Genomic DNA, 22,247 nt, shown 5'->3' on the forward strand with positions numbered 1-22,247 from the left:
CGCCATGAAGACGATCACGCACTGGATAGGCGGCAAGCCCGTCGAGGGCGACTCCGGCCGCTACGGCGTCGTGTACGACCCGGCGACCGGCGCGCAGGACAAGCAGGTCGCGTTCGCGACCGTCGACGAGGTGGACACCGCCGTCGCCTCCGCCAAGGCCGCGTTCGAGAGTTGGGGTGTCTCCTCGCTCGCCAAGCGCACGGCGATCCTCTTCAAGTACCGCGAGCTGCTGGACGCGCATCGCGACGAGATCGCGGAGCTGATCACCGCCGAGCACGGCAAGGTGCACTCCGACGCGCTGGGCGAGGTCGCGCGCGGCATGGAGATCGTGGAGCTGGCCTGCGGGATCAGCGTCCAGCTGAAGGGCGAGCTGTCGACGCAGGTCTCCACCCGCGTCGACGTGGCCTCGATCCGCCAGCCGCTCGGCGTCGTCGCCGGCATCACGCCGTTCAACTTCCCGGCCATGGTGCCGATGTGGATGTTCCCGCTCGCCATCGCGACCGGCAACACCTTCGTCCTCAAGCCCAGCGAGAAGGACCCGTCGGCGTCCTTCCGGCTGGCCGAACTCGCCTCCGAGGCGGGCCTGCCCGACGGCGTCCTGAACGTCGTGCAGGGCGACAAGGTCGCCGTCGACCGCATCCTGGAGCACCCGGACATCGAGGCGGTGTCCTTCGTCGGCTCGACGCCGATCGCGAAGTACATCCAGCTCAAGGCGGTTGAGCACGGCAAGCGCGTGCAGGCCCTGGGCGGCGCCAAGAACCACATGCTCGTCCTGCCCGACGCCGACCTGGACTTCGCCGCCGACCAGGCGATCAACGCGGCCTACGGCTCGGCCGGCGAGCGCTGCATGGCCGTGTCCGTCGTGGTCGCGGTCGGCGACACCGGTGACGAGCTGGTCGCCAAGATCGCCGAGCGCGCCGGCAAACTGCGCATCGGCCCCGGCAACGACCCGGCCTCCGAGATGGGCCCGCTGATCACGCGCGAGCACCGCGACAAGGTGGCCTCGTACGTCGCGTCGGCCGCCGAGCAGGGCGCCGAGGTCGTGGTCGACGGCACCGGCTTCTCGGTCGAGGGCCACGAGGACGGCTTCTTCCTCGGCGTATCGCTGCTGGACCGGGTGCCGCTGACGGCGGACGCGTACAAGGACGAGATCTTCGGCCCGGTCCTGGTCGTGGTCCGCGCGGACTCGTACGACGAGGCCATCAAGCTGATCAACGACTCCCGTTGGGGCAACGGCACCGCGATCTTCACCCGCGACGGCGGCGCCGCCCGCCGGTTCCAGCTGGAGGTCAAGGCGGGCATGGTCGGCGTGAACGTGCCGATCCCGGTGCCCGTCGGCTACCACTCCTTCGGCGGCTGGAAGGACTCCCTCTTCGGTGACCTGCACGTCTACGGCAATGACGGCATCGCCTTCTACACCCAGGGGAAGGTCATCACCACGCGCTGGCCGGACCCGGCCGACGCGGGCATCAACCTCGGTTTCCCCAGCCACTCCTGACCCGCCGTCAGGTCTCTTTCGAGGGAGGTACCTCCATGGCGAAGGCCGGCGACCCCGCACGTGCCATGACCGCCCCCGCGCTCCACTCGCTGGACTTCGCCCTGGACCGGGGCAGTCCGGTGCCGCTGTACTACCAGCTCGCACAGCAGCTGGAGGCGGCGATCGAGCACGGGATCCTCGCCCCGGGCAATCTCCTGGGCAACGAGATCGATCTCTCGATGCGCCTGGGCCTGTCCAGACCCACCGTCCGCCAGGCCATCCAATCCCTCGTCGACAAGGGCCTGTTGGTGCGCCGCCGCGGGGTCGGCACGCAGGTGGTGCACAGCCAGGTCAAGCGTCCGCTGGAACTCAGCAGCCTCTACGACGACTTGGAGGCGGCGGGCCAGGGGCCGACCACCGATGTGCTGCGCAACGAGCGCGAGTCGGCGACCGCGGACGTCGCCGCCGCGCTCGGCATCACCGAGGGCAGCGAGGTCGTCGCCCTGGAGCGGCTGCGCTGCACGCACGGCCAGCCGGTCGCCTTCCTGTGCAACTACCTGCCCGCGAACATCCTCGAACTGGACAGCGCCCGGCTGGAGTCGACCGGCCTGTACCGGATGATGCGCACCGCCGGCATCACCCTGCACAGCGCCCGTCAGACCATCGGCGCCCGCTCCGCCACCCCCGAGGAGGCGGCCCGCCTCGACGAGACGGCGGGTGCCGCCCTGCTGACCATGCAGCGCACGGCGTACGACGACACGGGCCGGCCGGTCGAGTACGGGAGGCACATCTACCGGGCGTCCCGCTACGCGTTCGACTTCCAGCTGCTGGTCAGGCCCTGAGCCGAGGCGTCAGGTCTCGCCGAACGTCCGTCGGTAGGCGCCGGGTGTGGTGCCGAGGTGTGCCCGGAAACGGCGGCGCAGGTTGACCGCCGAGGCGAGTCCCACCCGGGTGGCGACGGCTTCGACCGGCAGGTCGGTCTGTTCGAGCAGGACCCGTGCCGCGTCGAGGCGCCGGGCGAGCAGCCACTGTCCCGGACTGGTGCCGAGCTGCTCGGTGAACCGCCGGGCCAGGGTCCGGCTGGACAGCCCGGCGCGTTCGGCGAGCCGATCGAGGGTCAGTCGGTCCCTACGTTGTTGGTCGGGCTGAGCGAGCCATTCGTAGGGTTGGCTCACCCAGGGGTGCCGGGTGTGGCTTTCAGTCGTGTGCCGCTCGTATGGCTTCGGACGATTCGCCGCCCGGCGCCCCACGACGACTCGGCTGCTCATTGGGAATTGCGGTACTGATCGCTCAGTAGGGACTCGACAGCGAGGTCGTCCGTGGTACCCGTGTACAAGCGACCTGCGGAGAAGCGAGTGACAGCGATCTGGGCCGGTATCGACGCTGGCAAGACCCATCACCACTGCGTGGTGATCGACGGCACCGGCAAGCGGCTGCTGTCGCGGCGCGTGGCGAACGAGGAGACCGAGCTGCTGCAGCTCCTGGCTGACGTCCTCGACCTGGGTGACGAAGTCACCTGGGGCATCGACCTGGCGGACGGCGGGGCCGCCCTGGTGATCGCCATCCTGCTCAACCACGGCCAGCCGCTGCTCTACATACCCGGCCGGACCGTCAACCGTGCCTCGGAGGGCTACCGGGGCGACGGCAAGACCGACGCGAAGGACGCGGCGGTCATCGCCGACCAGGCCCGCATCCGCCGTGACCTGGCGCCGCTGCGGCCCACCGACGAGCTGGTGGCCGAGCTGAAGATCCTCACACGCCGCCGCCGCGATCTCAGTGACGACCGCACCCGGACCATCAACCGGCTCCGCGGCCATCTCACCGAGATCTTCCCCGGCCTGGAGCGCGAGCTCGACCTGACCAACGTCGGCCCGTTGGTGCTGCTGAGCGGTTACCAGACCCCGGCCGCCATCCGGCGTGCCGGCACCCGGCGGCTGACCACCTGGCTGCGCAACCGCAAGGTCGTGCGCCCCGACCAGCTCGCCGCCAAGGCCGTCCAGGCCGCCGAGAGCCAGCACACCGCCCTGCCCGCAGAGCGGATGACCGCCCAGGTCGTGCACTCCATCGCGAAGGAGGTGATGGCTCTCAACGACAAGATCGCCGAGACGGACAAACTCATCGAGGGCCGGTTTCGTCAGCACCGCCATGCCGAAGTGATCGCCAGCATGCCTGGCATTGGGCCGCTGCTGGGGGCGGAATTCCTTGCCGCGACCGGCGGTGACCTGAACGCCTTCGACAGCGCCGACCGGCTCGCCGGATTCGCCGGCGTCGCCCCCGTCGCACGCGACTCCGGAAAGGTCAGCGGCAACCTGCACCGGCCCACCCGCTACAACCGCCGCGTCCAACGCGTCTTCTACACCTCCGCGTTGATTAGCATCCGCTGCTGCGACGAATCCCGCCGCTTCTACGACCGCAAGCGAGCCGAAGGCAAACGGCACAGCCAAGCCGTCATGGCCCTCGCACGCCGACGCGTCAACGTCCTGTGGGCTCTCCTGCGTGACGGACGGTGCTACCAAGCAGCACCGCCTGTCACACACACCGCTTGACATCCTCATTAGGAATCGTCCAGCCGGGAGGTGGCCCACTCCAGCAGTGGCGCCAGTGACTCGTCCGCCTTGGCCGGCACGGGCTGTGCGGCGTACTGGAGTTGGCTGCCCTCCCGGTGCGGCGGCAGGACCATGTTCCGGGCGATCTGGGCGGCGTGGGCGGCGCCGTGGTCGGAGCGTACGAGGTGCAGACACAGGTCGATGCCCGCGCCGGTTCCGGCGCTGGTCGCCACGTCGCCGTGATCCACGTACAACACGTCCGATTCCACCCGCACTTCGGGGAAGGCGGCGGCGAGTTGGGCGGTGCCGCGCCAGTGGGTGGTGGCGCGGCGGCCGTCGAGCAGTCCTGCCTGCGCGAGGACGAACGCGCCCGTGCAGACGGCGACGATCCGCGCCCCGCGCCGGTGGGCCGCCCGCAGGGCCTCGGTGACGGTCGGCGGCACCGGTGCGCCGGGCGGCTGCCAGCCGGGGACGACCACGGTGTCCGCGTCCCGCAGGGCGGCGAGCCCCGAGTCGACGTGCATCGCATAACCGACCGTGGTCCGCAGAGGTCCGGGGTGCTCGGCGCAGATCCGGAAGCTGTAGCGGGGCGGCACGTCCGGCAGGGCGGTGCCGAAGACCTCCGCGGCACAGGCGAGCTCGAAGGGTGACTGGGGCGCGTTGAGCAGGGCCACCACTCGATGGACGTTCATGACAGGAATGTACCCACAGGCGTCTTTCTGGACTCTCGGACGGGAGGGCGGTCCCGGTCACAGTGGTCCCATGAGTGACATCACCGAAACGGGAGTGTCGAGGACCGAAGTCCAGGTCGACGGCGAGCCGGCCAGCTACCTGGCCGTGGAGCAGGGCGGTCCGGCCGTGTTGCTGCTGCACGGCACGTACTGGAGCCGGGTCTGGCTCCCGGTCCTCGCCCACCTCGCCGAGGCGGGGCTGCGGCCCATCGCGGTCGATCTCCCCGGACTGGGGCGCTCGGGAGGCGAGCTCACTCCGGAGACCGCCACGGTCCCGGCCCTCGCGGACTGGGTGGCACGCTTCGCGTCCGCGCTGAAGATCGACGGGCCGATCGCCGTGGCGGGCCACGACATCGGCGGGGCCGTCGCCCAGCATCTCCTCGTCCACGGCCAACTGGCCGTGTCCCGGCTGGCCTTGGTCAACTCGGTGACGTACGACTCCTGGCCGGCGCCCCACGTGGCCCGGTTCCGGGGCCCGGGTGCCGCCGCCGACGACGTCCTCGCTGCCCGCCGACAAGCGGTGACGGCGACGCTTGGCGATGCCGCCACCGAACAGCGGATCGCGGACTACCTGGAACCGTGGACCAGTTCGCGGGTCCGCCGCTCCTGGACGGCCCTGGCGAGCGCGGCCGACAGCCGCTACACCCTCGACCTCGTCCCCGCGCTACGACGGTCCACAGCACCGAAGTTGCTGATCTGGGGCGAGGACGACGACTTCGAGAAGGTGGACTACGCGGAGCGGTTCGCCGCGGAGATCCCGCACACCACGCTCGTACGCATCCCGAACGCGGGACACATCCCCACGGAGAACGCCCCCGCCCGGATCGCCCGCGCGCTCGCCGGCTTCTTCACGGCGGTGCAGAGTAAGTCACCGATCAGGCAACGCCGTTCGGATTCGGGCAGTTGAGCCTGGGGGGAACTTCCACCGGTGGTAGCAGGACCAGTAGCTCACCACCCGGCGCTCGGTCCGCGCGAAGAACTCCGGATTCCGCGCGATGAAGTCCCCGTAAGGCCGTGGCCCCGCCACACGCCGGCCGGAGACCGGTCCGTGAGGTGAACGACGTCGCCGTCACCTGGTGAGTGCCAGGTTGTGCGGGTGGGCGTTGCCGGGCATCGCGTGGCGGCCACCGGCGCCGTGCCCTCCCGGGCGGGCCGTGACGGCTCGGCCGGAAAGGCATCACCTCTTTATTCAAGTCTTGACTTAACACTACGGACATTGCTTGGATCGCCCCGCAACGATGGTGCCGAAGCGGGGAGTTGTGAGCTGTGAGACGTTCTTTCACGACCATGGCGGCAGTCGCGGCCACGACGCTGTCCGTGCTGGTCGACACGGGTCCGGCCGCCCACGCGGACCGGAACGCCCACGGCCCGGCCGTGACCGGCACCTTCTCCGCCGGAGCGGCACACGCCTGGCAGTCGCTGCCGGCCGTACGGACGGGCGGCGCCGCATCGGGACCGGTCGACGCCACCGTCGTCGCCGACCCGAACGCCCTGCGGCAGAAGTACGAGGGCATCGGCTTCTCCCTGGACGAGACAAGCGTGTCCAACCTCTGGAAGCTCACGCCCGCGAAGCGCCGAGAGGCCGTGCGGCTGCTCGTCGACCCCGTGCACGGCGCCGGCCTCGACCGGTTCCGGCTGACGATCGGCAGCCCCGACCTGATCGAGCACCTGCCGTTCTGGTCGGAGGACGACCTGCCCGCGGGCGTCAAGGACGACTTCGGCCTGAAGCACTTCTCCATCCAGCGCGACGCCGACCTGCACATCATCGACACGATCAAGCTCATCCAGCACTACAACCCGCGCGCCACGTTCTTCGCGTCGGCGTGGAGCGCACCGGCGTGGATGAAGACGAACAACCGGTTCACCGGCGAGGTCGCGCTCAAGCCGGGCAGCGCCACCGACTACTACCAGGTCGGCAAGTTGCGCGACGACTGCATCGATGCCTTCGCCCGCTACTACGTCAAGTACGTCCAGGCGTACGCCCGGCACGGCATCCGCGTCGACGCGCTGACCCTGCTCAACGAGCCCGGCATGGACGTCGTCTACCCCGCCATGGACATCAGCGTCGCCCAGCAGCAGAAGCTCGCCCTGGCGATGAAGCGGGAGTTCAGGTCGGCCCGGCTGAAGACGCAGCTGTACGTGCACGACTTCAACTTCTGGGACTGGCGCGACCCCAACAGCACCGCGACCAAGAACTACCACCGCATCTTCGACGACGCCCCCGACGGCTCGGTCAAGGGCGAGCAGGTGCGCAAGGCCGCCGACGCCATCGCCTTCCACCCCTACTGGGGCGACCCGACCGTCATGCGCGACGCCTACGAGCAGACGGGCAAGCCGGTCGAGATGACGGAGACGAGCGACCTGTCGCCGTCGACCATCCTCGACTACTTCCGACTCGACGCCGGTTCCTACATCCTGTGGGCCCAGACCACCGACCAGGACGGCGGCACGCTGCACTGGACACCCGCCCGCGACAACAACATCGACTGGGACGAGGTCGCGGCGACCACCAAGTGGCCGGACCGGCTGGTGAAGGTGAACACGAACACGAAGGACTTCACAGTCCGCGACGAGCTCTACGCCATGGGGCAGTTCGCGAAATACCTCTCACCCGGTGACGTACGCCTGGAGTCCAGCGCCGCGCAGAACGGCGTGAGCAACGTGGTCTACCGGTCCGGCAGGAGCAGCTACGTCGCCGTCCTCGGCAACGGCTCCGGTGCCGACCGCACGGTCCGCGTCGCCGTCGGCGGACGGAAGTTCGTGGTGACCGTACCGGCGGGCTCCTTCGCCACCTACCGCTGGAAGGGCACCGCCGGACCGGTTCGCTGACCCCGCTCGTCCCCGGACCCGGCCGGCCGCCCCTCGCTTACCACGGCACCAACCACCCCACCGGGTACGGACAACCTCTAGGGGCGGAGCACGATCTTGCCGTGGGTGTGCGGCCGTTCCAACTCGCGGAAGGCGTCCCGCACTTGCTCCAATGGGTAGGTGCGGGCGATCGTGACCTCCAGCTCGCCGCGCGCGGCGAGTCGGGCCAACTCGCCGATCACGACCGCGCACGCCGCCGCGCCTTCGCCGTAGGTGCGCGCCCCGACCCTGGCCGCGGCCTGCCAGTCGCGGATCGTGTTGATCCGCTGGGGCCGCACGCCCAACTCCACCGCCAGGTCGACGTATCCGTCGCCGAACGTGTCGATGAACGCGTCGACCTGGCCGCCGGAAGCCTGCCGGATCCGTTCGGCCACGCCCTCCCCGTACGCGACCGGGACGACACCGCGCTCCTTCAGCCAGGCGTGGTTGCGCTCGCCCGCCAGCCCGATCACCGTGGCGCCGCGTCGCCGCGCGAGCTGCACGGCAAGGGATCCGACGCCGCCCGCCGCGCCGGACACGACGACCGTGTCGGCCGGACCGGGGTCCACCGCGAACACGGTGGCGTACGCGGTCGTGCCGGCCACGTACAGCGACCCGGCCACGTCCCAGGACAGCCCCTCCGGACGCGAGGTCAGCTGTACGTCGTCGACCGCGACGAACTCCGCGTGGCTCGCTCTGTCGTGGGTGAAGCCCAGGACCTCGTCGCCCACCGCGAAGCCCCGCACCTGCGGACCGGCCTCCACCACGACGCCGGCCAGATCGCTGCCCTGCCCGGAGGGGAACGTCGAGGGCCAGCGTTCGTGCCGCGCGCCCTCGCGGATCATCACCTCGCCGGGCTGGATCCCGGCCGCGCGGACCTCGACCAGCACCTGCCCGGCGCCGGGCACCGGCCGCTCCACCTCCTCCACCCGCAGCACATCGATCCCGCCGTACTCGTGGAACCGCACCGCCCGCATCGCGTGATCACCGCTCTTCCCCGCTCGGACAAGCCTTTGGGCGGTCACGCCTCGGATGGCCACACACCGACCGCGCCACCGCCTTCAACGACTCGGGAACGGAGCTGTCTTCCCGAACACCCGACTCTTTTACCGGAGTTGGGCGCGGCCAGGCGGTCTCATGCCGATACATGAGAATCTCTACGGATCTATACGGATCTATTCCGCTATGTCGGTGTGGTCCAGATGGCGGTGAAGGAACTCGGTGATGATGCCCATCGTGGTGGCGGAGGACCAGGGGAGCCCGCTGCCCACGAGCCCGAGGAAAGCGACATCGCCGTGGTTGGCGCCGTTCAGGACGTAGCGGGTGTCGGCGCCGGCGGCGAGGAGCGCCTGGTGCACGTACTGCGTCTGGGACGGGGAGACCATCACATCCGCGCTGCCGTGCAGGAGGAGGAACGGCGGTGCCGAAGCGGTCGCGTAGGTGGCCGGATCCGCCGCGCGCACCGCGTCGGGGATGTCCGGGAGCAGCGCACCGGGCTTGCCGAGGTAGGCCGAGAAGTGGGTGGGCTTGTGCCGGTAGTGGAGCTGGGCCTCCTCCTCGAAGTCGTCGGCGATCGCCGAGAGTTCGGAGCTGCCGAAGCCGTCGATCACGGCCTGCACCTGTCCCAGCGGTGACGGGTCCGAGCCCTCGGCGAACTCGGCCAGCCCGTTCGTGGCACCCGTCAGCGCCGCCACCTGACCGCCGGCCGACTCCCCCCACACGGCGACCGCACTGGGGTCGATCCCGAACTCGTCGGCGTGCAGGCGCAGATGGGCGAGGGCGGCGCGGACGTCGTGGATGGTGTCGTGGTAGGTGGCGCCGTCGGGCGTGATCCGGTACTCGACGCCGGCGACGACGAACCCGGACTTCGCGACGTGCCTGCGCAGTTCGAACGCCATGACCTTGTTGCAGCGGAGGAACGCGCCCCCGGGAAGGTAGACGACCAGCGGCAGCCGCTCGTCGGTGGCGGGCCGCACGATGTCGTACTTCAGCTCACACGACTCCCCGCCGGGCAGCTCGACGGTCTTGTAGGCGATGTCGTTACGGATGTCCACCTCGACGGCACCGAGGGACATCTGCGGTTCAGGGTCGACATCCAGCAGCGTGCTGTCGGCGAGGTCGGGCGGCGAGCGGCGGTCGGCGGGCCCGGCTTGGCCGCGAAGCCGGGCCAACGCACGCAAAAAAGGGCCCTCACAGGCTTACCGCCTGCGAAGACCCTTCGCACCGTCGGGACGACAGGATTTGAACCTGCGACCCCTTGACCCCCAGTCAAGTGCGCTACCAAGCTGCGCCACGTCCCGGTGCGACACACGCGTCGAAGCGCGTGATCACGCGGACCGTACCTTACCGCACGCCGGGGGCCGCCCCGAAGGGGGCATGGGGCGCGGGACACTTGGTGTATGGGTACTACGGGACGCGGCAGCGACACATCGCCGGACGGGGCCACCGACCGGCGCGACCGGGACGGCGACGGGCGGGCGCGCAACGCCCGGCCGCGCGACGGCCTCGGACGGCCCCTGCCCTACGGGGCTGACGGGGTGGAGCGGCAGCCCGAGGGGGTCGTACGTCCCCCGGAACGGTCCGTCGTCGAGGCGCAGGAGCTGCTCTCGGCCGGCAAGCCCTTCCACGCGCACGAGGTGTTCGAGGACGCCTGGAAGTCGGGGCCGGATGAGGAGCGGGCCCTGTGGCGGGGGCTGGCCCAACTCGCGGTGGGCCTCACGCACGCCGCGCGCGGCAACCTCACGGGCGGCGTCCGACTGCTGCGGCGGGGCGCCGGAGCGGTGGAGGAGTGGGCCTCGGACACGGGACGGCAGCGGCCGTACGAGATGGATCTCGCAGGGCTGGCCGCGTGGGCTCGGGAGTTGGCGGACGACGTGGAGGCGGGCGGCGGGAACGTGGACGCGGGGGTGCGGGCGCCCCGGTTGCGGGGGTAGGTGTCCTCGCAGGTCCCCGCGCGGACGCGGTGCACGCGATGTCAGTGGCGTGCGGCAGACTCGACGACGTGCGAAAGATTCATGTCATCGGTATCGGCGCGGGCGACCCCGACCAGTTGACCCTGCAGGCGGTCAGGGCGTTGCGGAGCACGGACGTGTTCTTCGTCCTGGACAAGGGCGAGGTGAAGAGCGACCTCACGCAGCTCCGCCGGGACATGCTCGACGCGCACATACCGCAGGGGTCGTACCGGGTCGTGGAGGCCCGCGATCCGGAGCGGGACCGCGCCGCCGGGGGTACGGCGTACTCCCCCGCCGTCGGGGACTGGCGCAGTGCCCGTGCCGCCATCTACCAGCGGCTCATCGCCGAGGAGCTGGGCGATGAGGAGAGCGGCGCGTTCCTGGTGTGGGGGGATCCCGCGCTGTACGACAGCACGCTCGGGATCCTGGAGGAGATCCTGGAGCGGGGCGAGGTGGCCTTCGAGTACGACGTCGTGCCCGGGATCAGCAGCGTCTCCGCGCTGGTCGCCCGGCATCGGACGGGGCTCAACCGGGTCGCCGGGTCGGTCCAGATCACCACCGGGCGGCGGCTCGCCGAGAGTTTCCCGGAGGGGGTGGACGATGTCGTGGTGATGCTCGACGCGCACCAGGCCTTTCGGCGGTACGTCGACCAGGACATCGACATCTACTGGGGCGCGTACATAGGCACCCCGGACGAGATCCTCGCCTCCGGTCCGATCGCCGAAGCCGGTCCGCGGATCGAGCGGCTGCGGGCCGAGGCCAGGGAGCGCAAGGGCTGGATCATGGACACGTATCTGCTGCGCCGGAATCCCGACCGGCGGTGAGGCCGGTGGTGCGGCCGGCGACGCGATTGGCGCGTTTTGCCACCCGCGCGGACCGGCATCGCGTGCGTGCGTAACTTCCCGGTGCGATCGTGACCTCGTGACAGTGACCGAGGACACCGCACCGCCCGCCGCCTCGCAGCCGCCGGTGCTGGACGCGCGCCGCCGCAACGTCGTGTTCGTCACGATCATGCTGGGCATGCTGCTGGCGGCCCTGGACCAGACGATCGTGGGCACGGCCCTGCCGACGATCGTGTCGGACCTGGGCGGCGCGGAGCACATGTCCTGGGTGGTGACCGCGTACCTGCTCGCGGAGACCGTGTCGACCGTGCTGGTCGGCAAGTTCGGCGACCTGTTCGGCCGCAAGGTGGTCTTCCAGGTCTCGGCGATCGTCTTCATCACGGGCTCGTTCCTGTGCGGTCTCGCCACCAACATGACGCTGCTGATCGCCTGGCGGGCGGTCCAGGGCATCGGTGCCGGTGGCCTCATGGTGACCGCCATGGCGCTGATCGCCGACGTCATCCCGCTGCGCGAACGCGGCAAGTACCAGGGCGCGATCGGCGCGGTGTTCGGCGTGGCCACGGTCATCGGACCGCTGCTCGGCGGCCTGTTCACCGACCACCTGACCTGGCGCTGGGCGTTCTACGTCAACGTGCCGATCGCGATCCTCGTGGTGGCCGCGGCCGCCCGCACCATCCCGGTGGTGAAGTCGGTGTCCCGGCCCGTCATCGACTATCTGGGCATCGCGCTCGTCGCGATCGGCGCGAGCGCGCTGATCCTGGCGACCAGTTGGGGCGGCAACGAGTACGCGTGGGGTTCGGCGACCATCATCACGCTGTTCGTGGGCGGCACCATCGCACTGGGCCTGTTCTGCTGGGTGGAGACCGGGGCCAAGGAAGCGATGCTGCCCATGCGGCTGTTCGCCAACCCGGTGTTCACGGTCTGCTCGATCCTCAGCTTCGTCGTCGGCTTCGCGATGCTCGGCGCGATGACGTATCTGCCGACCTATCTGCAGTACGTCGACGGCGACTCGGCCACGATCTCCGGCGTACGGACCCTGCCGATGATCATCGGGCTGCTGATCGCGTCCATCTTCAGCGGCAACGTGGTCAGCAAGACCGGGCAGTACCGCTACTTCCCCATCGTCGGCTCCCTGGTGATGGGCGTCGGCCTGTACCTGATGTCCCTCATGGGGCCGTCCAGCGGGGTCTGGCTGGAGTCGCTGTACATGTTCGTGCTCGGCACCGGGATCGGCCTGTCCATGCAGGTCCTGACGATCGCCGTGCAGAACACCGTCGACTACACCGACCTCGGCACCGCCACCTCGGGCGTCACCTTCTTCCGTACGCTGGGCAGTTCCTTCGGCACCGCCGTGTTCGGCACGATCTACACCAACTCCCTCAAGCCGAACCTCGCCGACGGGGTCGCCGAAGCGGCGCGGACCGGTGGCGCGGATCCGGCCACCCTGACCAAGGCGGCGACCAGCCCGGAGGGCCTCCACGAACTGCCCTCGGCGGCGGCCACGCCGATCATCAACGCCTACGCGGACACCATCCAGACGGTCTTCCTGTGGACCGTGCCCGTCGCGGCCGTCGGGTTCGTGGTCGCCCTGTTCCTCAAACAGGTCCAACTGCGCGACAGCGCCCGGGCCGGATCCACCGACATGGGCGAAGGGTTCGCGTCGCCGCGCGGCGGGGACTCGCAGCGGCTGCTCGAAGCGGCCGTGGGGAAGATCATCGGCAGTACGGATCTCGGCACCGCCCGGCGGATCATGACGGATTCCGACACCCGACTGGATGTCGCCGGGGCCTGGGCCGTGATGCAGGTCGAGTTGTTCTCTCGGATGGTGGGCCACGCCAGCCTCGGGCTGATCGCCGGCCGCCGGCATCTGCCGCCGGAGGTACTGCTGCCGGTCTTCGACCGCATGGTCTCGGAGGGCTATCTGACCCGCGACGGCTATCTGCTCTCCCACACCCCGGCGGGCGAACGCGAGGCCTCGGTCATCGGCGAGGCCTGGGGGAAGTGGCTGGAGGAGCGGGTGCAACAGGACGTCGGCCGCCCGTCCGGCACCGACCTGCGGGCAGCGGTGGACACCATCGCCAAGCGCCTGCTGGTCGAGGACCTGACCAACGGACTGCCGCAGAAGCAGCCGGAATTGGCGTCGAGCGAGCCGAAGTAGGAAGTCGAACGGGGAGGTCGAATCGACCCACCGGAACCGGCGTGGGCGATCCCGTCCATCCCGTCTTCCCCTCCGTTCACGGCGAGTTGAGCCCCAACCGTTCCAGTACGCCCGCCACATCGACCACCGCGCGCACACCTTCCGGCAGCGGGGGCCGTCGTACGACCACCACGGGCAGGCCGAGTTCGCGCGCGGCCGTCAGCTTGGCGGCCGTCGCCTCTCCCCCGCTGTCCTTCGTCACGAGTACGTCGATGCGGTGCTCGCGCAGCAGAGCACTCTCGTCGGCGACCGTGAACGGCCCCCGGGCCAGCAGCACTTGGGTGGCCGGCGGCATGGGCGGTTCGGGCGGCTCCACCGACCGCACGAGGAAGTGACGGTCCGTCAATCCGGCGAAGGCCGCCAGCCCCAGTCGCCCCGTGGTCAGGAACACCCGTCGGCCGTACCCCGACAGCACGTCGGCGGCATCCGGCAATGACGCCACCATGTGCCAACGGTCCGCGGGACCGGCCCGCCAGCCCGGGCGGCGCAGCACCACCGCCGGCATCCCGGTCACCGCCGCGGCCCGCGCCGCGTTCTCGGTGATCGCGGCGGCGAAGGGATGCGTGGCGTCGACGACGGCGTCCACGTGCTGCTCGCGCAGCCAGTCGGCCAACCCCGCCGCCCCGCCGAACCCCCCGATCCGCACCTCCCCGTCCAGCACACCCGGCCGCGCCACGCGCCCCGCCAACGACGTCGTGACCCGCACGCCGGGGCGTGCCGCGAGGGCGGCGGCCAGCTCGCGGGCCTCGGTGGTGCCGCCGAGGATCAGGACGTGGGGGGACATGGGAGCGAGCGTACGAGGCCGCCCACGGGGAGGCCGCACCGGGACGCCGACGCGGTCGACCCACCGAACACTATGAACAGAACGATCTCCGCCATGGCTCCCCGGCCCACTCCCTCCTTAGCATCGCCGCGCAAGACGCAACGTCGCGTCGGCATGGACAAGGAGGGCCGCCTTGGACGGTTGGAGAACGCGCGCACGGGAATGGCGTCGAGCGGGAGTGGTCGGCTGTGCGGCGGTCGCGCTTCTGGGCACCCTCGGCGGAGCCCCGACGGCCCGGGCGGACGCCCCGCGCCCGGCGACCGCGACCTGTCCGGCCGAACTGGTCGGCAAGGCCACCTGCTACACCGGCCAGGACAAGAACGGCGCCTACTACGCCATCGCCGTCCCCGAGGACTGGAACGGCTCCCTCGTCGTCCACGCCCACGGCGGCCCCGACCTCGGCACCAGCTCCGATCCGCAGCGCAGCGTCGACGACCTGACGCGCTGGTCGGTGATGGTGGACGAGGGGTACGCCTGGGCGGGCTCGTCGTACCGGCGCGGCGGCTACGGCACCCGGATGGCCACGGAGGACACCGAGAACGTACGCCGGTTGTTCGTCGGGGAGTTCGGGAAGCCCCGGCGGACGTATGTGCACGGCCAGTCGTGGGGCGGGGACGTCGCCGCCAAGGTCGTCGAGACGTACGGCAAGACCCGTGGGCGGTACGACGGGGCGCTGCTCACCAGCGGGGTCCTCGGCGGCGGGTCCCGGGGTTACGACTACCGCGTCGACCTGCGCGTGGTCTATCAGTACTACTGCCAGAACCACCCCCGCCCGACCGAGCCGCAGTACCCGCTCTGGCAGGGCCTGCGTGCCGACTCGACGATGACGTCCGCCGGGCTGCGCGCACGCCTCCAGGAGTGCACGGGAGTCGACTCGCCGGCCGCCGAGCGGACCGCGCTGCAGCAGCGCAACCTCGACGACATCCTCGCCGTCACCCGCCTCCCCGAGCGCACGCTGGAGTCGCATCTGCGGTTCGCGACGTTCACCTTCCGGGACATCGTCCGCGACCGGCTCGGCGGCCGGAACCCGTTCTCCAACAAGGGCGTCCGGTACACCGGTTCGCACGACGACAAGGCGTTGAACGCGGGCGTCGAGCGGTTCGCCGCGGACCCTACCGCCGTACGGGATCTGTCCTACGACAGTGATCTCACCGGCAAGGTGTCGATCCCGGTGCTGACGATGCACGCGATCGACGACCCGACGGCGTTCGTGGAGCACGAGGCGGCCTATCGGGCGACGGCCGAGGGCGCCGGCCGGGAGCGGTACCTGGTGCAGACGTTCACCCGGGAGTCGGAGCACAGTGCGCTGAGCGACTCCGAGTACGCCAACGACATCTCGGTGCTGGACCGTTGGGTGCGGACGGGCAAGCGGCCGACGGCTCGGTCGATCGCGGGCTCGTGCGCCGCCTTCGACCGGACGTACGCCACCGGCTGCTTCTACGATCCCGGGTTCCGCCCCGCCGCGTACGCCACGCGCGTGCGGCCGCGACCGGGCGGGCTGCGGTGGCCCGCGATGACGGCGGCGCAGGAGAAGGCGTGGAGCAGGATCCCGGGGGTCGGGATCGCGCCCTGAGCTGTGACGAGCCGACGTGCTGACGTGCTGACGTGCGAGTGGCCCCCCATGCAGGTGCGTGGGGGGCCACTTCGTCTCCGTACCGTCGTCAGCCCTGGCGGGCCTTGAAGCGGGGGTCCTTCTTGTTGATCACGAAGACCACGCCCCGTCGGCGGACCACCTGGGCGCCGGGCTTGGACTTCAGCGAACGCAGGGAATTGCGTACCTTCATGGTTCTGCTCTCCTCGTCACACGCGCCGATTCGAGGTCAGCGCTGGGTAGCGGTCGCACGGCCGTAGCGGCGCTCGAAGCGCTCCACGCGGCCGGCGGTGTCCACGACCCGGGTGTTGCCGGTGTAGAAGGGGTGGGACGCCGAGGAGATCTCGACGTCGATCAGGGGGTACGTCCCGCCGTCCTGCCACTCGATCGTCTTGGCCGAGTGGGCGGTGGAACGGGTCAGGAACGAGACGTCCGCGGCACGGTCACGGAAGACGACGAGCCGGGTGTCGGGGTGGATGCGGGCCTTCATGGGATTTCCTTCCTGGGGACGCCGGGCGGCGCGTCGAGCGTGCTGCTCGACGCACCGCTCCTGCCGCGCGGGCAAGCCGTTGTTCAGCGGGTCTCGCGGAACTCGACGTGCGCCGCCGCGACCGGGTCGTACTTGCGCAGGACCAGCCGGTCGGGGTCGTTCTGGCGGTTCTTGCGGGTCACGTAGGTGATGCCGGTTCCGGCCGTCGACCTCAGCGTGACCACGGGACGCGCCTTGCTGCGTGCCATGAAGTCCTCCCTTCGCCCACACTCCGGATCTCTGATCCGAGCATGTCAATCACAGCCTGTCCAACAACGCCTCCCCCCTTCGCATTCCCGAGCCGTCGGCGCAGGTCGCCGGGCGGGTGTCGGGTCAGCGCAGCAGCAGCTGAAGCCCTCCGACGACCGTCGCCGCGATCACGAGTTGTTCGAAGAGTCGCTGGTTGATTCGGTTCACAGCCCATTTGCCGAACAACGCACCGGGCACGACGAATGCCACGAGTGCCGCGTCAAGGAGCAGCGAGTTGCCGTCGATCAGACCGAGTCCGGCGCTGAAGGGCACCTTGGTGACGTTGACGATCAGGAAGAAGAAGGCCGAGGTCCCGAGGAAGCCCAGCTTGCGGAAGCCCGCGGACAGCAGGTACATCGACATCACCGGACCGCCCGCGTTCGCGACCATCGTGGTGAAGCCGCCGAGGACGCCGTACGAGCGGGCCTTGATCCGGCCGGACCTGGTCGCCACCGAGTCCGGTTCCGCGTCGGACTCCGCGGTGCGCCGCCGCCAGACCGTCACCCCGGCCATCAGCAGCAGGATCGCGCCGATCGACGTCCGTACGATCTGGTCGTCGGCCCAGACCAGGAACAAGGTGCCGGCGACCACGCCCGCCGCGACCGCCGGGAACAGCCGCCACAGCGTCGGCCAGTGGGCGTGCCGCCGATAGGTCATCACCGCGAGCACGTCGCCGGCGATCAGGATCGGCAGGAGTACGCCGGTGGAGGCGCGGGCGGGCAGGACCGCCGCGAAGATCGCGAGGCTCACCGTGTTGGCCCCGCTCACCGCGGTCTTCGAGAAGCCGACGAGGAGAGCCGCCGCGGCGAGGGCGGCGAACTCCCAGCCGGTTATGTGCCAGAGCGTCATCGTGTTCATGCGAGCACCGATGCTATGCGCACGTATACGGCCGACGTAAGGAGCGTCTCGCTGGATGGTCCGTACCGGTGACCACGGCCGGGCTCACGGCCGCGCCCGCGACCCTCTCACCACTCGCCCCGGGTATCGGGAATGCCGGTATCGGACTGTGGACCTCCGCTCCACCCCTGAGAAGATCCCCACGGGACCTTCGCCGACGCAGCTGGAGGAGACATGGCCGACGTCCGCGAGCACGTCCTGGACGGCGTCAAGGGCAGGATCGTCGTCAGCGAGTGGCCCGGAACGCGCCCCCGGTACATCGCCCTCGTGCTGCACGGGTACGGCGAGCACATCGGGCGGTACGAGGAACTGGCCGGAGTGCTGGTGGGGCACGGCGGGGTCGTGTTCGGGCCCGACCACGCCGGGCATGGCAGGTCGGCGGGCGAGCGGGTGCTGATCGAGGACTTCGAGGACGTGGTCACCGACGCGCACGCCGTGGCGGACCTGGCCCGGTCCGCGTACCCCGGCGTACCCGTCGTCCTGGTCGGGCACTCCATGGGCGGCCTGATCGCGGCCCGCTGCACCCAGCGGTACGGCGAGGAGCTCGCCGCGCTCGTGCTGTCCGGGCCGGTGATCGGCGACTGGACGCTGCCGGGGCGGCTGCTGGCCCACGACGTGATCCCCGACACGCCGATCAGCCCGGCGGCGCTCTCCCGGGATCCCGCCGTCGGGGCGGCGTACGCGGCGAATCCGCTGGTCTGGCACGGGCCGATGAAGCGGCCGACGGTGGAGGCGTTCGCGCGCACCCTGGAGACCGTGTCCAAGAGCGGTGCCGTGGGCCGGCTGCCGCTGCTGTGGCTGCACGGGGACGACGACCGGCTCGTCCCGCTCGCCGGGAGCCGCGTCGGCGTCGAGGAACTCCGCGGCTCCGGCCTCCTCACCTCCCGCATCTACGCCGGTGCTCGGCACGAGGTCTTCCACGAGACCAACCGGGCGGAGGTCTTCGCCGACCTGACCCGTTTCCTGGACGGGGTCCTGGCTCCCCGCTGACCCACGCCGTGTTTGCACCGATTCACTCCGGGCACCCGCGCCCCAGGAGCGGTCGCGCAGGGCAGATCGCCGCCGCCGCTCCACACAGCGGCGGACGACGCCAGAAGGAGAGGCACGCATGACCGAGATCAAGAGCACGCTTCCCGAACCGGCGCGCGGGATCGCCGGAGACGCACTGCAGGGCACCCTGGTGGATCTGCTCGGGATCTCACTGATCGGCAAGCAGGCGCACTGGAACATCGTGGGCCCGCGGTTCCGCTCGATCCATCTGCAACTGGACGAGGTGGTCGACACCGCCCGCGCCTACTCCGACACGGTGGCGGAGCGCGCGGCGGCCCTCGGGATCTCGCCGGACGGCCGCCCCGAGACGATCGCGGCCGCCTTCACGCTGCCGAGTCCCAAGGACGGCTGGGTGCAGGACACCGAGGTCGTGGGGATGATGGTGGAATCGCTGGGGACGGCGATCGGCCGGCTGCGTGAGCGCATCGCCGCGACCGACGAGCCCGACCCGGTCACCCAGGACCTGCTGATCTCGATCACCGCCGAGCTGGAGAAGCAGCGGTGGATGTTCGAGGCGGAGAACTGGCCGCGCGACAACTGACGGACCCCAGCGGTCGAGTACGCCTGCTGAAGACCCGCGCTCACCCCAGTAGCCACCCTCCGTCCACGCTCAGCTCCACCGCGTTGACCGACCGGTTGCGCAGCAGGAAGTCCGTGGCGTCCACCACGTCGGCCACCGTAGCGAGTTGACCGGTCGGGGTCTTGGCCCGCAGACCGGCCAGGACCTCCTCCGGCTTCGCCCGCCAGTAGGGGCTGTCTCCTACGACGCCCGGGTGGACGGCGTTGACGCGGATCGGGGCGAGTTCGACGGCGAGGGTGTGCACCAGGCCCCGTATCCCCGCGTTGACGGTCGCCACGGTCGTCGCGCCGGGGTACGGGCGTTCCTTCGCCTGGCCGCCGAAGAGGACGATCGCGCCCTCGTCGTCCATGCGCGGGCGCACCACGTGCACGACCTCGGTGTAGCCGACGAGTTTGAGGGTGACGAGGTGCAGGGCGGCGGCGATGTCGTAGTCGGTGACCCGGTTCTCGTCGCGGGAGACGCCGGCGAGCACCAGGTGGTCGACGTGTCCGACATCGGCCAACGCCCCGGCGATCTCCTGCGGTCGGGACAGATCGAGGGCGAGGCCGCGGGCGCCGATCTCCTTGGCTACGGTGTCGGCGCGGTGGGCGTCACGGCCGGTGAGGACGACCTCGTCACCCCGTTCCGCGCGGACGCGGGCGAACTCGCGGCCGATCCCGGACGTACCGCCGACGACGAGCACACTGCTCATGGGTCCAAGGCCTCTCTCAGGTAGTCCCAGTCGCGGGTGAAACGGTAGGAGTGGCGGGACGGCGGCTGCGGTGCCTGCGTCTCCAGCCAACGCAGCGGCCCCTGGCCCGCGTTGGCGAAGCCGTGCACACAACCGGCGCCCGCCCAGGCGCAGTCGCCCGGCCCCAGACGGTACCGCTCGCCGTCGAAGACCGCCTCCGCCTCCCCCTCCAGGAACAGATACGTCTCCTCGAAGGGGTGGTCGTGGCTGCCGGCGACGCCGTCGGGCGCGTACTGCACCATGAACATCGTCGAGGCGACCGCGCCGAGATCGCCGTCGACCATCATCTTCACGGTGATGCCGCTGTAGACCAGCAGCGCGGTACGCATGCTCGCCGAGACCGCGAGGAGGTCCTGGGACTGTTTCCCCGGGTCCATCTGCGCCGGTTCGAAGTGGCCGAAGGAGCGGGTGCGCGGGTCGCGGACGTCGATACGGACAGGGTCGCGGGCGGGCAGCGCGGGCACGGACTGGGTGTCGTGGCCGTAGCGCGCCCGCGGGACCGGGGCCAGCATGTCGGCCCAGCGGGCGGCGGTGTCCCCGGCGCCGCGCCAGGCGTGCGGGACACCGGCCGGGAGGAGGCCGTAGTCACCCTCTTCGAGGAGGTACGAGCCCTCGGGCACGTCAAGGGCCACGGTCCCGTCGAGCACGTGGAAGCTCTCCTCGTAGGAGTGCACATGCGCCGACACCGCACCGTCGGGCCGGAGTTGGCAGACGCCGAAGCCGGTGTGGACGCTCCCGTCGTCCTCGCCGACCAGCGTGCGGCGCCGGTGTCCGTGGACGTCGTAAGGGAGTTCGGGCGCGTCGGCGGCCCTGCGCACCAAGTGCCTCGTCATGCCGCCGACTTCGCCTCCTTCGCCGCGAGAAGGCGGTCGCGGGACTCCTCGACGAGCCTGCGGGCGCGTGCGACGTCGGCTGTCAGCCTGCCGTCGCGCTTGTGGACCACGCCGTCGACGATGACGGTCTCGACGTTGGACACGTCGGCCGACAGCGTCACCGCGGTGACCGCGTCGTGCACCGGAGCGACGTTCAGCGCGGTGGCGTCGATGGCGACGACGTCGGCGCGCTTGCCGGGGGTCAGGGAACCGGTGCGGTGTTCCAGTCCCGCGACATGCGCGCCGCTCAGCGTCGCCGCCTCCAACATCTGACGCGCCGTCAACATCGTGTCCGGCACCGGCACATCGGCCTGCCAGCTCGCGGCGTTGACGCGCGCCCGCTCGGCACCGAAGGCCGCGCGGATCTGGGTGAACATGTCGCCGGGCACGGTGGTCACGACGTCGATGCTCAGCGAGGGCCGCAGCCCGTACTCGATCGCCTTCATCACGGGCGGCCAGCCGTGCCCCATCTGCGTCTCCACCTGCGGCGCGATGGACACCGTACCGCCGCTGTCGGCGACCATCCGCCACTCCTCGTCGCTGAGGTAGCAGCAGTGGACGTAGGTGGTGTCCGGGCCCAACAGGCCCAGGTCGTGGAGTTGTTGGACCATGCCGAAGCGGCCGGCCATGCGGCCCATCGCCACGTGCACGGTGATCGGGATGCCGAGGTCGCGGGCGAGGGCCCACTCGGCGGTGACGACGTCGTTGACGCAGAAGCCGGGGCCCCGGGTGGCGAGGCCCATGGTCAACAGGCCGTCGTCGGAGGGGAAGTGGGCGTCGCGGATGCGCCGCACATCGTCGCCGGGGATGGCGATCTTGCTCTCGAACCAGTAGTCGGCGAGTGAGGTGTTGGCGCTGCCGTACGCGTACTGGGCGCGGATGCCGGTCTCGGCGAGGGCCTGGATCGCGGCGTCCGGGTGCTCGGGTGTGTTGTTGATGTGGGACCAGTCGACGAGGGTGGTGATGCCGGCGTTGAGGCATTCCAGGGTGCCGGCGAGGTTGGCCGCGTACACGTCCTCGGGGGTGTAGAGCGGGGCGAAGGTGTCGAGGATGTCGACGAAGTAGTCGTCCAGGGTGGCGTTCGGGGCGACGCCCCGGATCGAGGCCTCCCAGGTGTGCCGGTGGGTGTCGACGAAGCCGGGGATCAGGATGCGGCCGGTCATGTCGAGGATCTCGGCGTCGGCGCTGATCTCCCGCTGCACGGCGGCGATTTGGCCGTCCTCGATCAGGACGTCCCCCTCGGGCAGGTCCCCGATGTCGGGGTCCATGGAGACGATGTGGCCCGCGCGCAGGAGCAGTCGATCGGTCATCGCGCTTCCTCCCAGGGAAGGTCGG

General features: G+C 70.5%; 21 protein-coding genes, 1 tRNA gene and 2 pseudogenes. 11 read left to right on the forward strand and 13 right to left on the reverse strand.

Going from position 1 to position 22,247, the window contains the following annotated elements; genetic code table 11:
• Positions 1-4: 4 nt before the first annotated feature.
• Together M2283_RS00350 and M2283_RS00355 are read left to right on the forward strand one after the other, a co-directional pair.
• Complete coding sequence (locus M2283_RS00350) at positions 5-1,498, forward strand: CoA-acylating methylmalonate-semialdehyde dehydrogenase (RefSeq protein ID WP_280873855.1); 1,494 nt, start codon at positions 5-7, stop codon at positions 1,496-1,498.
• A 35-nt stretch (positions 1,499-1,533) separates the two neighbouring features.
• Positions 1,534-2,319 (forward strand): GntR family transcriptional regulator, encoded by a 786-nt coding sequence (locus M2283_RS00355; protein ID WP_280873856.1) that lies wholly within the window; start codon positions 1,534-1,536, stop codon positions 2,317-2,319.
• Between the two features lie 9 nt (positions 2,320-2,328).
• Here M2283_RS00355 and M2283_RS00360 read toward each other — a convergent pair.
• Positions 2,329-2,601, reverse strand: a pseudogene (locus M2283_RS00360) (helix-turn-helix domain-containing protein); the annotation flags it as partial.
• 231 nt (positions 2,602-2,832) lie between these two features.
• Between M2283_RS00360 and M2283_RS00365 the strand changes: the two are divergent.
• Complete coding sequence (locus M2283_RS00365) at positions 2,833-4,023, forward strand: IS110 family transposase (protein ID WP_280873857.1); 1,191 nt, start codon at positions 2,833-2,835, stop codon at positions 4,021-4,023.
• 17 nt (positions 4,024-4,040) lie between these two features.
• Here the strand turns inward: M2283_RS00365 and M2283_RS00370 are convergent.
• Positions 4,041-4,715 (reverse strand): annotated as a pseudogene (locus M2283_RS00370) (DJ-1/PfpI family protein); the annotation flags it as partial.
• A gap of 70 nt (positions 4,716-4,785) precedes the next feature.
• Between M2283_RS00370 and M2283_RS00375 the strand changes: the two are divergent.
• Positions 4,786-5,661, forward strand: a complete 876-nt coding sequence (locus tag M2283_RS00375) for an alpha/beta fold hydrolase (RefSeq protein ID WP_280873858.1) — start codon at positions 4,786-4,788, stop codon at positions 5,659-5,661.
• 359 nt (positions 5,662-6,020) lie between these two features.
• The gene (locus tag M2283_RS00380) at positions 6,021-7,583 is read left to right on the forward strand and encodes a glycoside hydrolase family 30 protein (protein WP_280873859.1); all 1,563 of its coding nucleotides are present in this window, start codon (positions 6,021-6,023) and stop codon (positions 7,581-7,583) included.
• A gap of 77 nt (positions 7,584-7,660) precedes the next feature.
• Here the strand turns inward: M2283_RS00380 and M2283_RS00385 are convergent, their stop codons facing one another.
• The 3 genes from M2283_RS00385 to M2283_RS00395 all read right to left on the reverse strand — a co-directional run bounded on the left by M2283_RS00385 (position 7,661) and on the right by M2283_RS00395 (position 9,901).
• Positions 7,661-8,578 carry an NADP-dependent oxidoreductase gene (locus M2283_RS00385; protein WP_280874667.1) on the reverse strand — a complete coding sequence of 306 codons (918 nt, stop codon included), beginning with the start codon at positions 8,576-8,578 and terminating at the stop codon, positions 7,661-7,663.
• Positions 8,579-8,776: 198 nt separating this feature from the next.
• On the reverse strand, positions 8,777-9,772 hold the full coding sequence (locus M2283_RS00390; RefSeq protein WP_280873860.1) for an alpha/beta hydrolase: 996 nt from the start codon (positions 9,770-9,772) through the stop codon (positions 8,777-8,779).
• 55 nt (positions 9,773-9,827) lie between these two features.
• A tRNA-Pro gene (locus tag M2283_RS00395) sits at positions 9,828-9,901 on the reverse strand.
• A 99-nt stretch (positions 9,902-10,000) separates the two neighbouring features.
• On the opposite strand from M2283_RS00395, the gene M2283_RS00400 reads away from it, so the two are divergent.
• The 3 genes from M2283_RS00400 (at position 10,001) to M2283_RS00410 (ending at position 13,552) form a co-directional block, all read left to right on the forward strand.
• The gene (locus tag M2283_RS00400; RefSeq protein WP_280873861.1) at positions 10,001-10,534 is read left to right on the forward strand and encodes a DUF309 domain-containing protein; all 534 of its coding nucleotides are present in this window, start codon (positions 10,001-10,003) and stop codon (positions 10,532-10,534) included.
• Between the two features lie 68 nt (positions 10,535-10,602).
• Positions 10,603-11,376, forward strand: coding sequence for a precorrin-6A synthase (deacetylating) (cobF, locus tag M2283_RS00405; RefSeq protein WP_280873862.1), 774 nt, complete (start codon positions 10,603-10,605; stop codon positions 11,374-11,376).
• A gap of 97 nt (positions 11,377-11,473) precedes the next feature.
• Positions 11,474-13,552, forward strand: coding sequence for an MDR family MFS transporter (locus M2283_RS00410; protein WP_280873863.1), 2,079 nt, complete (start codon positions 11,474-11,476; stop codon positions 13,550-13,552).
• Positions 13,553-13,628: 76 nt separating this feature from the next.
• Here the strand turns inward: M2283_RS00410 and M2283_RS00415 are convergent, their stop codons facing one another.
• Positions 13,629-14,375, reverse strand: coding sequence for a cobalt-precorrin-6A reductase (locus tag M2283_RS00415; protein WP_280873864.1), 747 nt, complete (start codon positions 14,373-14,375; stop codon positions 13,629-13,631).
• Between the two features lie 172 nt (positions 14,376-14,547).
• On the opposite strand from M2283_RS00415, the gene M2283_RS00420 reads away from it, so the two are divergent.
• Positions 14,548-15,987 (forward strand): hypothetical protein, encoded by a 1,440-nt coding sequence (locus M2283_RS00420; RefSeq protein WP_432423003.1) that lies wholly within the window; start codon positions 14,548-14,550, stop codon positions 15,985-15,987.
• A gap of 88 nt (positions 15,988-16,075) precedes the next feature.
• Here the strand turns inward: M2283_RS00420 and ykgO are convergent, their stop codons facing one another.
• From ykgO to M2283_RS00440, 4 genes are all read right to left on the reverse strand, one after another.
• Positions 16,076-16,198, reverse strand: a complete 123-nt coding sequence (gene ykgO / locus M2283_RS00425) for a type B 50S ribosomal protein L36 (protein WP_248775818.1) — start codon at positions 16,196-16,198, stop codon at positions 16,076-16,078.
• A gap of 36 nt (positions 16,199-16,234) precedes the next feature.
• A complete protein-coding gene (locus tag M2283_RS00430; protein ID WP_280873866.1) occupies positions 16,235-16,495 on the reverse strand; it encodes a type B 50S ribosomal protein L31 in 261 nt (86 codons plus the stop codon).
• Positions 16,496-16,578: 83 nt separating this feature from the next.
• A complete protein-coding gene (gene rpmG, locus M2283_RS00435; RefSeq protein ID WP_124002108.1) occupies positions 16,579-16,743 on the reverse strand; it encodes a 50S ribosomal protein L33 in 165 nt (54 codons plus the stop codon).
• A gap of 124 nt (positions 16,744-16,867) precedes the next feature.
• Positions 16,868-17,641 (reverse strand): sulfite exporter TauE/SafE family protein, encoded by a 774-nt coding sequence (locus tag M2283_RS00440; protein WP_280873867.1) that lies wholly within the window; start codon positions 17,639-17,641, stop codon positions 16,868-16,870.
• Positions 17,642-17,854: 213 nt separating this feature from the next.
• On the opposite strand from M2283_RS00440, the gene M2283_RS00445 reads away from it, so the two are divergent.
• Both M2283_RS00445 and M2283_RS00450 read left to right on the forward strand, forming a co-directional pair.
• Positions 17,855-18,670 carry an alpha/beta fold hydrolase gene (locus tag M2283_RS00445; RefSeq protein WP_280873868.1) on the forward strand — a complete coding sequence of 272 codons (816 nt, stop codon included), beginning with the start codon at positions 17,855-17,857 and terminating at the stop codon, positions 18,668-18,670.
• Between the two features lie 118 nt (positions 18,671-18,788).
• Positions 18,789-19,271, forward strand: coding sequence for a Dps family protein (locus tag M2283_RS00450; RefSeq protein ID WP_280873869.1), 483 nt, complete (start codon positions 18,789-18,791; stop codon positions 19,269-19,271).
• Between the two features lie 40 nt (positions 19,272-19,311).
• On the opposite strand, the gene M2283_RS00455 is transcribed toward M2283_RS00450, so the two are convergent.
• Genes M2283_RS00455 through M2283_RS00465 form a run of 3 tightly spaced genes read right to left on the reverse strand, consistent with a single transcriptional unit; the run spans position 19,312 to position 22,222 of the window.
• Complete coding sequence (locus M2283_RS00455; RefSeq protein WP_280873870.1) at positions 19,312-20,001, reverse strand: SDR family NAD(P)-dependent oxidoreductase; 690 nt, start codon at positions 19,999-20,001, stop codon at positions 19,312-19,314.
• Positions 19,998-20,873 carry a cupin domain-containing protein gene (locus M2283_RS00460; RefSeq protein ID WP_280873871.1) on the reverse strand — a complete coding sequence of 292 codons (876 nt, stop codon included), beginning with the start codon at positions 20,871-20,873 and terminating at the stop codon, positions 19,998-20,000. Before M2283_RS00460 ends, M2283_RS00455 begins: the two co-directional genes overlap by 4 nt.
• Complete coding sequence (locus M2283_RS00465; RefSeq protein WP_280873872.1) at positions 20,870-22,222, reverse strand: amidohydrolase family protein; 1,353 nt, start codon at positions 22,220-22,222, stop codon at positions 20,870-20,872. Before M2283_RS00465 ends, M2283_RS00460 begins: the two co-directional genes overlap by 4 nt.
• Positions 22,223-22,247: the final 25 nt, after the last annotated feature.

Origin of the sequence: Streptomyces pseudovenezuelae (assembly GCF_029892565.1) — a bacterium.
Taxonomy (GTDB): Bacteria; Actinomycetota; Actinomycetes; order Streptomycetales; family Streptomycetaceae; genus Streptomyces; species Streptomyces pseudovenezuelae_A.

Excerpts from the sequence above, each read along its gene's own strand:
- M2283_RS00430 (WP_280873866.1), bottom strand. The coding sequence starts at position 16,495 with ATGAAGGCCCGCATCCACCCCGACACCCGGCTCGTCGTCTTCCGTGAC.
- M2283_RS00465 (WP_280873872.1), bottom strand. The coding sequence starts at position 22,222 with ATGACCGATCGACTGCTCCTGCGCGCGGGCCACATCGTCTCCATGGAC.
- M2283_RS00415 (WP_280873864.1), bottom strand. The coding sequence starts at position 14,375 with ATGTCCCCCCACGTCCTGATCCTCGGCGGCACCACCGAGGCCCGCGAG.
- M2283_RS00455 (WP_280873870.1), bottom strand. The coding sequence starts at position 20,001 with ATGAGCAGTGTGCTCGTCGTCGGCGGTACGTCCGGGATCGGCCGCGAG.
- M2283_RS00400 (WP_280873861.1), top strand. The coding sequence starts at position 10,001 with ATGGGTACTACGGGACGCGGCAGCGACACATCGCCGGACGGGGCCACC.
- M2283_RS00385 (WP_280874667.1), bottom strand. The coding sequence starts at position 8,578 with ATGCGGGCGGTGCGGTTCCACGAGTACGGCGGGATCGATGTGCTGCGG.
- M2283_RS00445 (WP_280873868.1), top strand. The coding sequence starts at position 17,855 with ATGGCCGACGTCCGCGAGCACGTCCTGGACGGCGTCAAGGGCAGGATC.
- ykgO (WP_248775818.1), bottom strand. The coding sequence starts at position 16,198 with ATGAAGGTACGCAATTCCCTGCGTTCGCTGAAGTCCAAGCCCGGCGCC.
- M2283_RS00375 (WP_280873858.1), top strand. The coding sequence starts at position 4,786 with ATGAGTGACATCACCGAAACGGGAGTGTCGAGGACCGAAGTCCAGGTC.
- M2283_RS00355 (WP_280873856.1), top strand. The coding sequence starts at position 1,534 with ATGGCGAAGGCCGGCGACCCCGCACGTGCCATGACCGCCCCCGCGCTC.
- M2283_RS00450 (WP_280873869.1), top strand. The coding sequence starts at position 18,789 with ATGACCGAGATCAAGAGCACGCTTCCCGAACCGGCGCGCGGGATCGCC.
- M2283_RS00460 (WP_280873871.1), bottom strand. The coding sequence starts at position 20,873 with ATGACGAGGCACTTGGTGCGCAGGGCCGCCGACGCGCCCGAACTCCCT.
- M2283_RS00350 (WP_280873855.1), top strand. The coding sequence starts at position 5 with ATGAAGACGATCACGCACTGGATAGGCGGCAAGCCCGTCGAGGGCGAC.
- rpmG (WP_124002108.1), bottom strand. The coding sequence starts at position 16,743 with ATGGCACGCAGCAAGGCGCGTCCCGTGGTCACGCTGAGGTCGACGGCC.
- M2283_RS00440 (WP_280873867.1), bottom strand. The coding sequence starts at position 17,641 with ATGAACACGATGACGCTCTGGCACATAACCGGCTGGGAGTTCGCCGCC.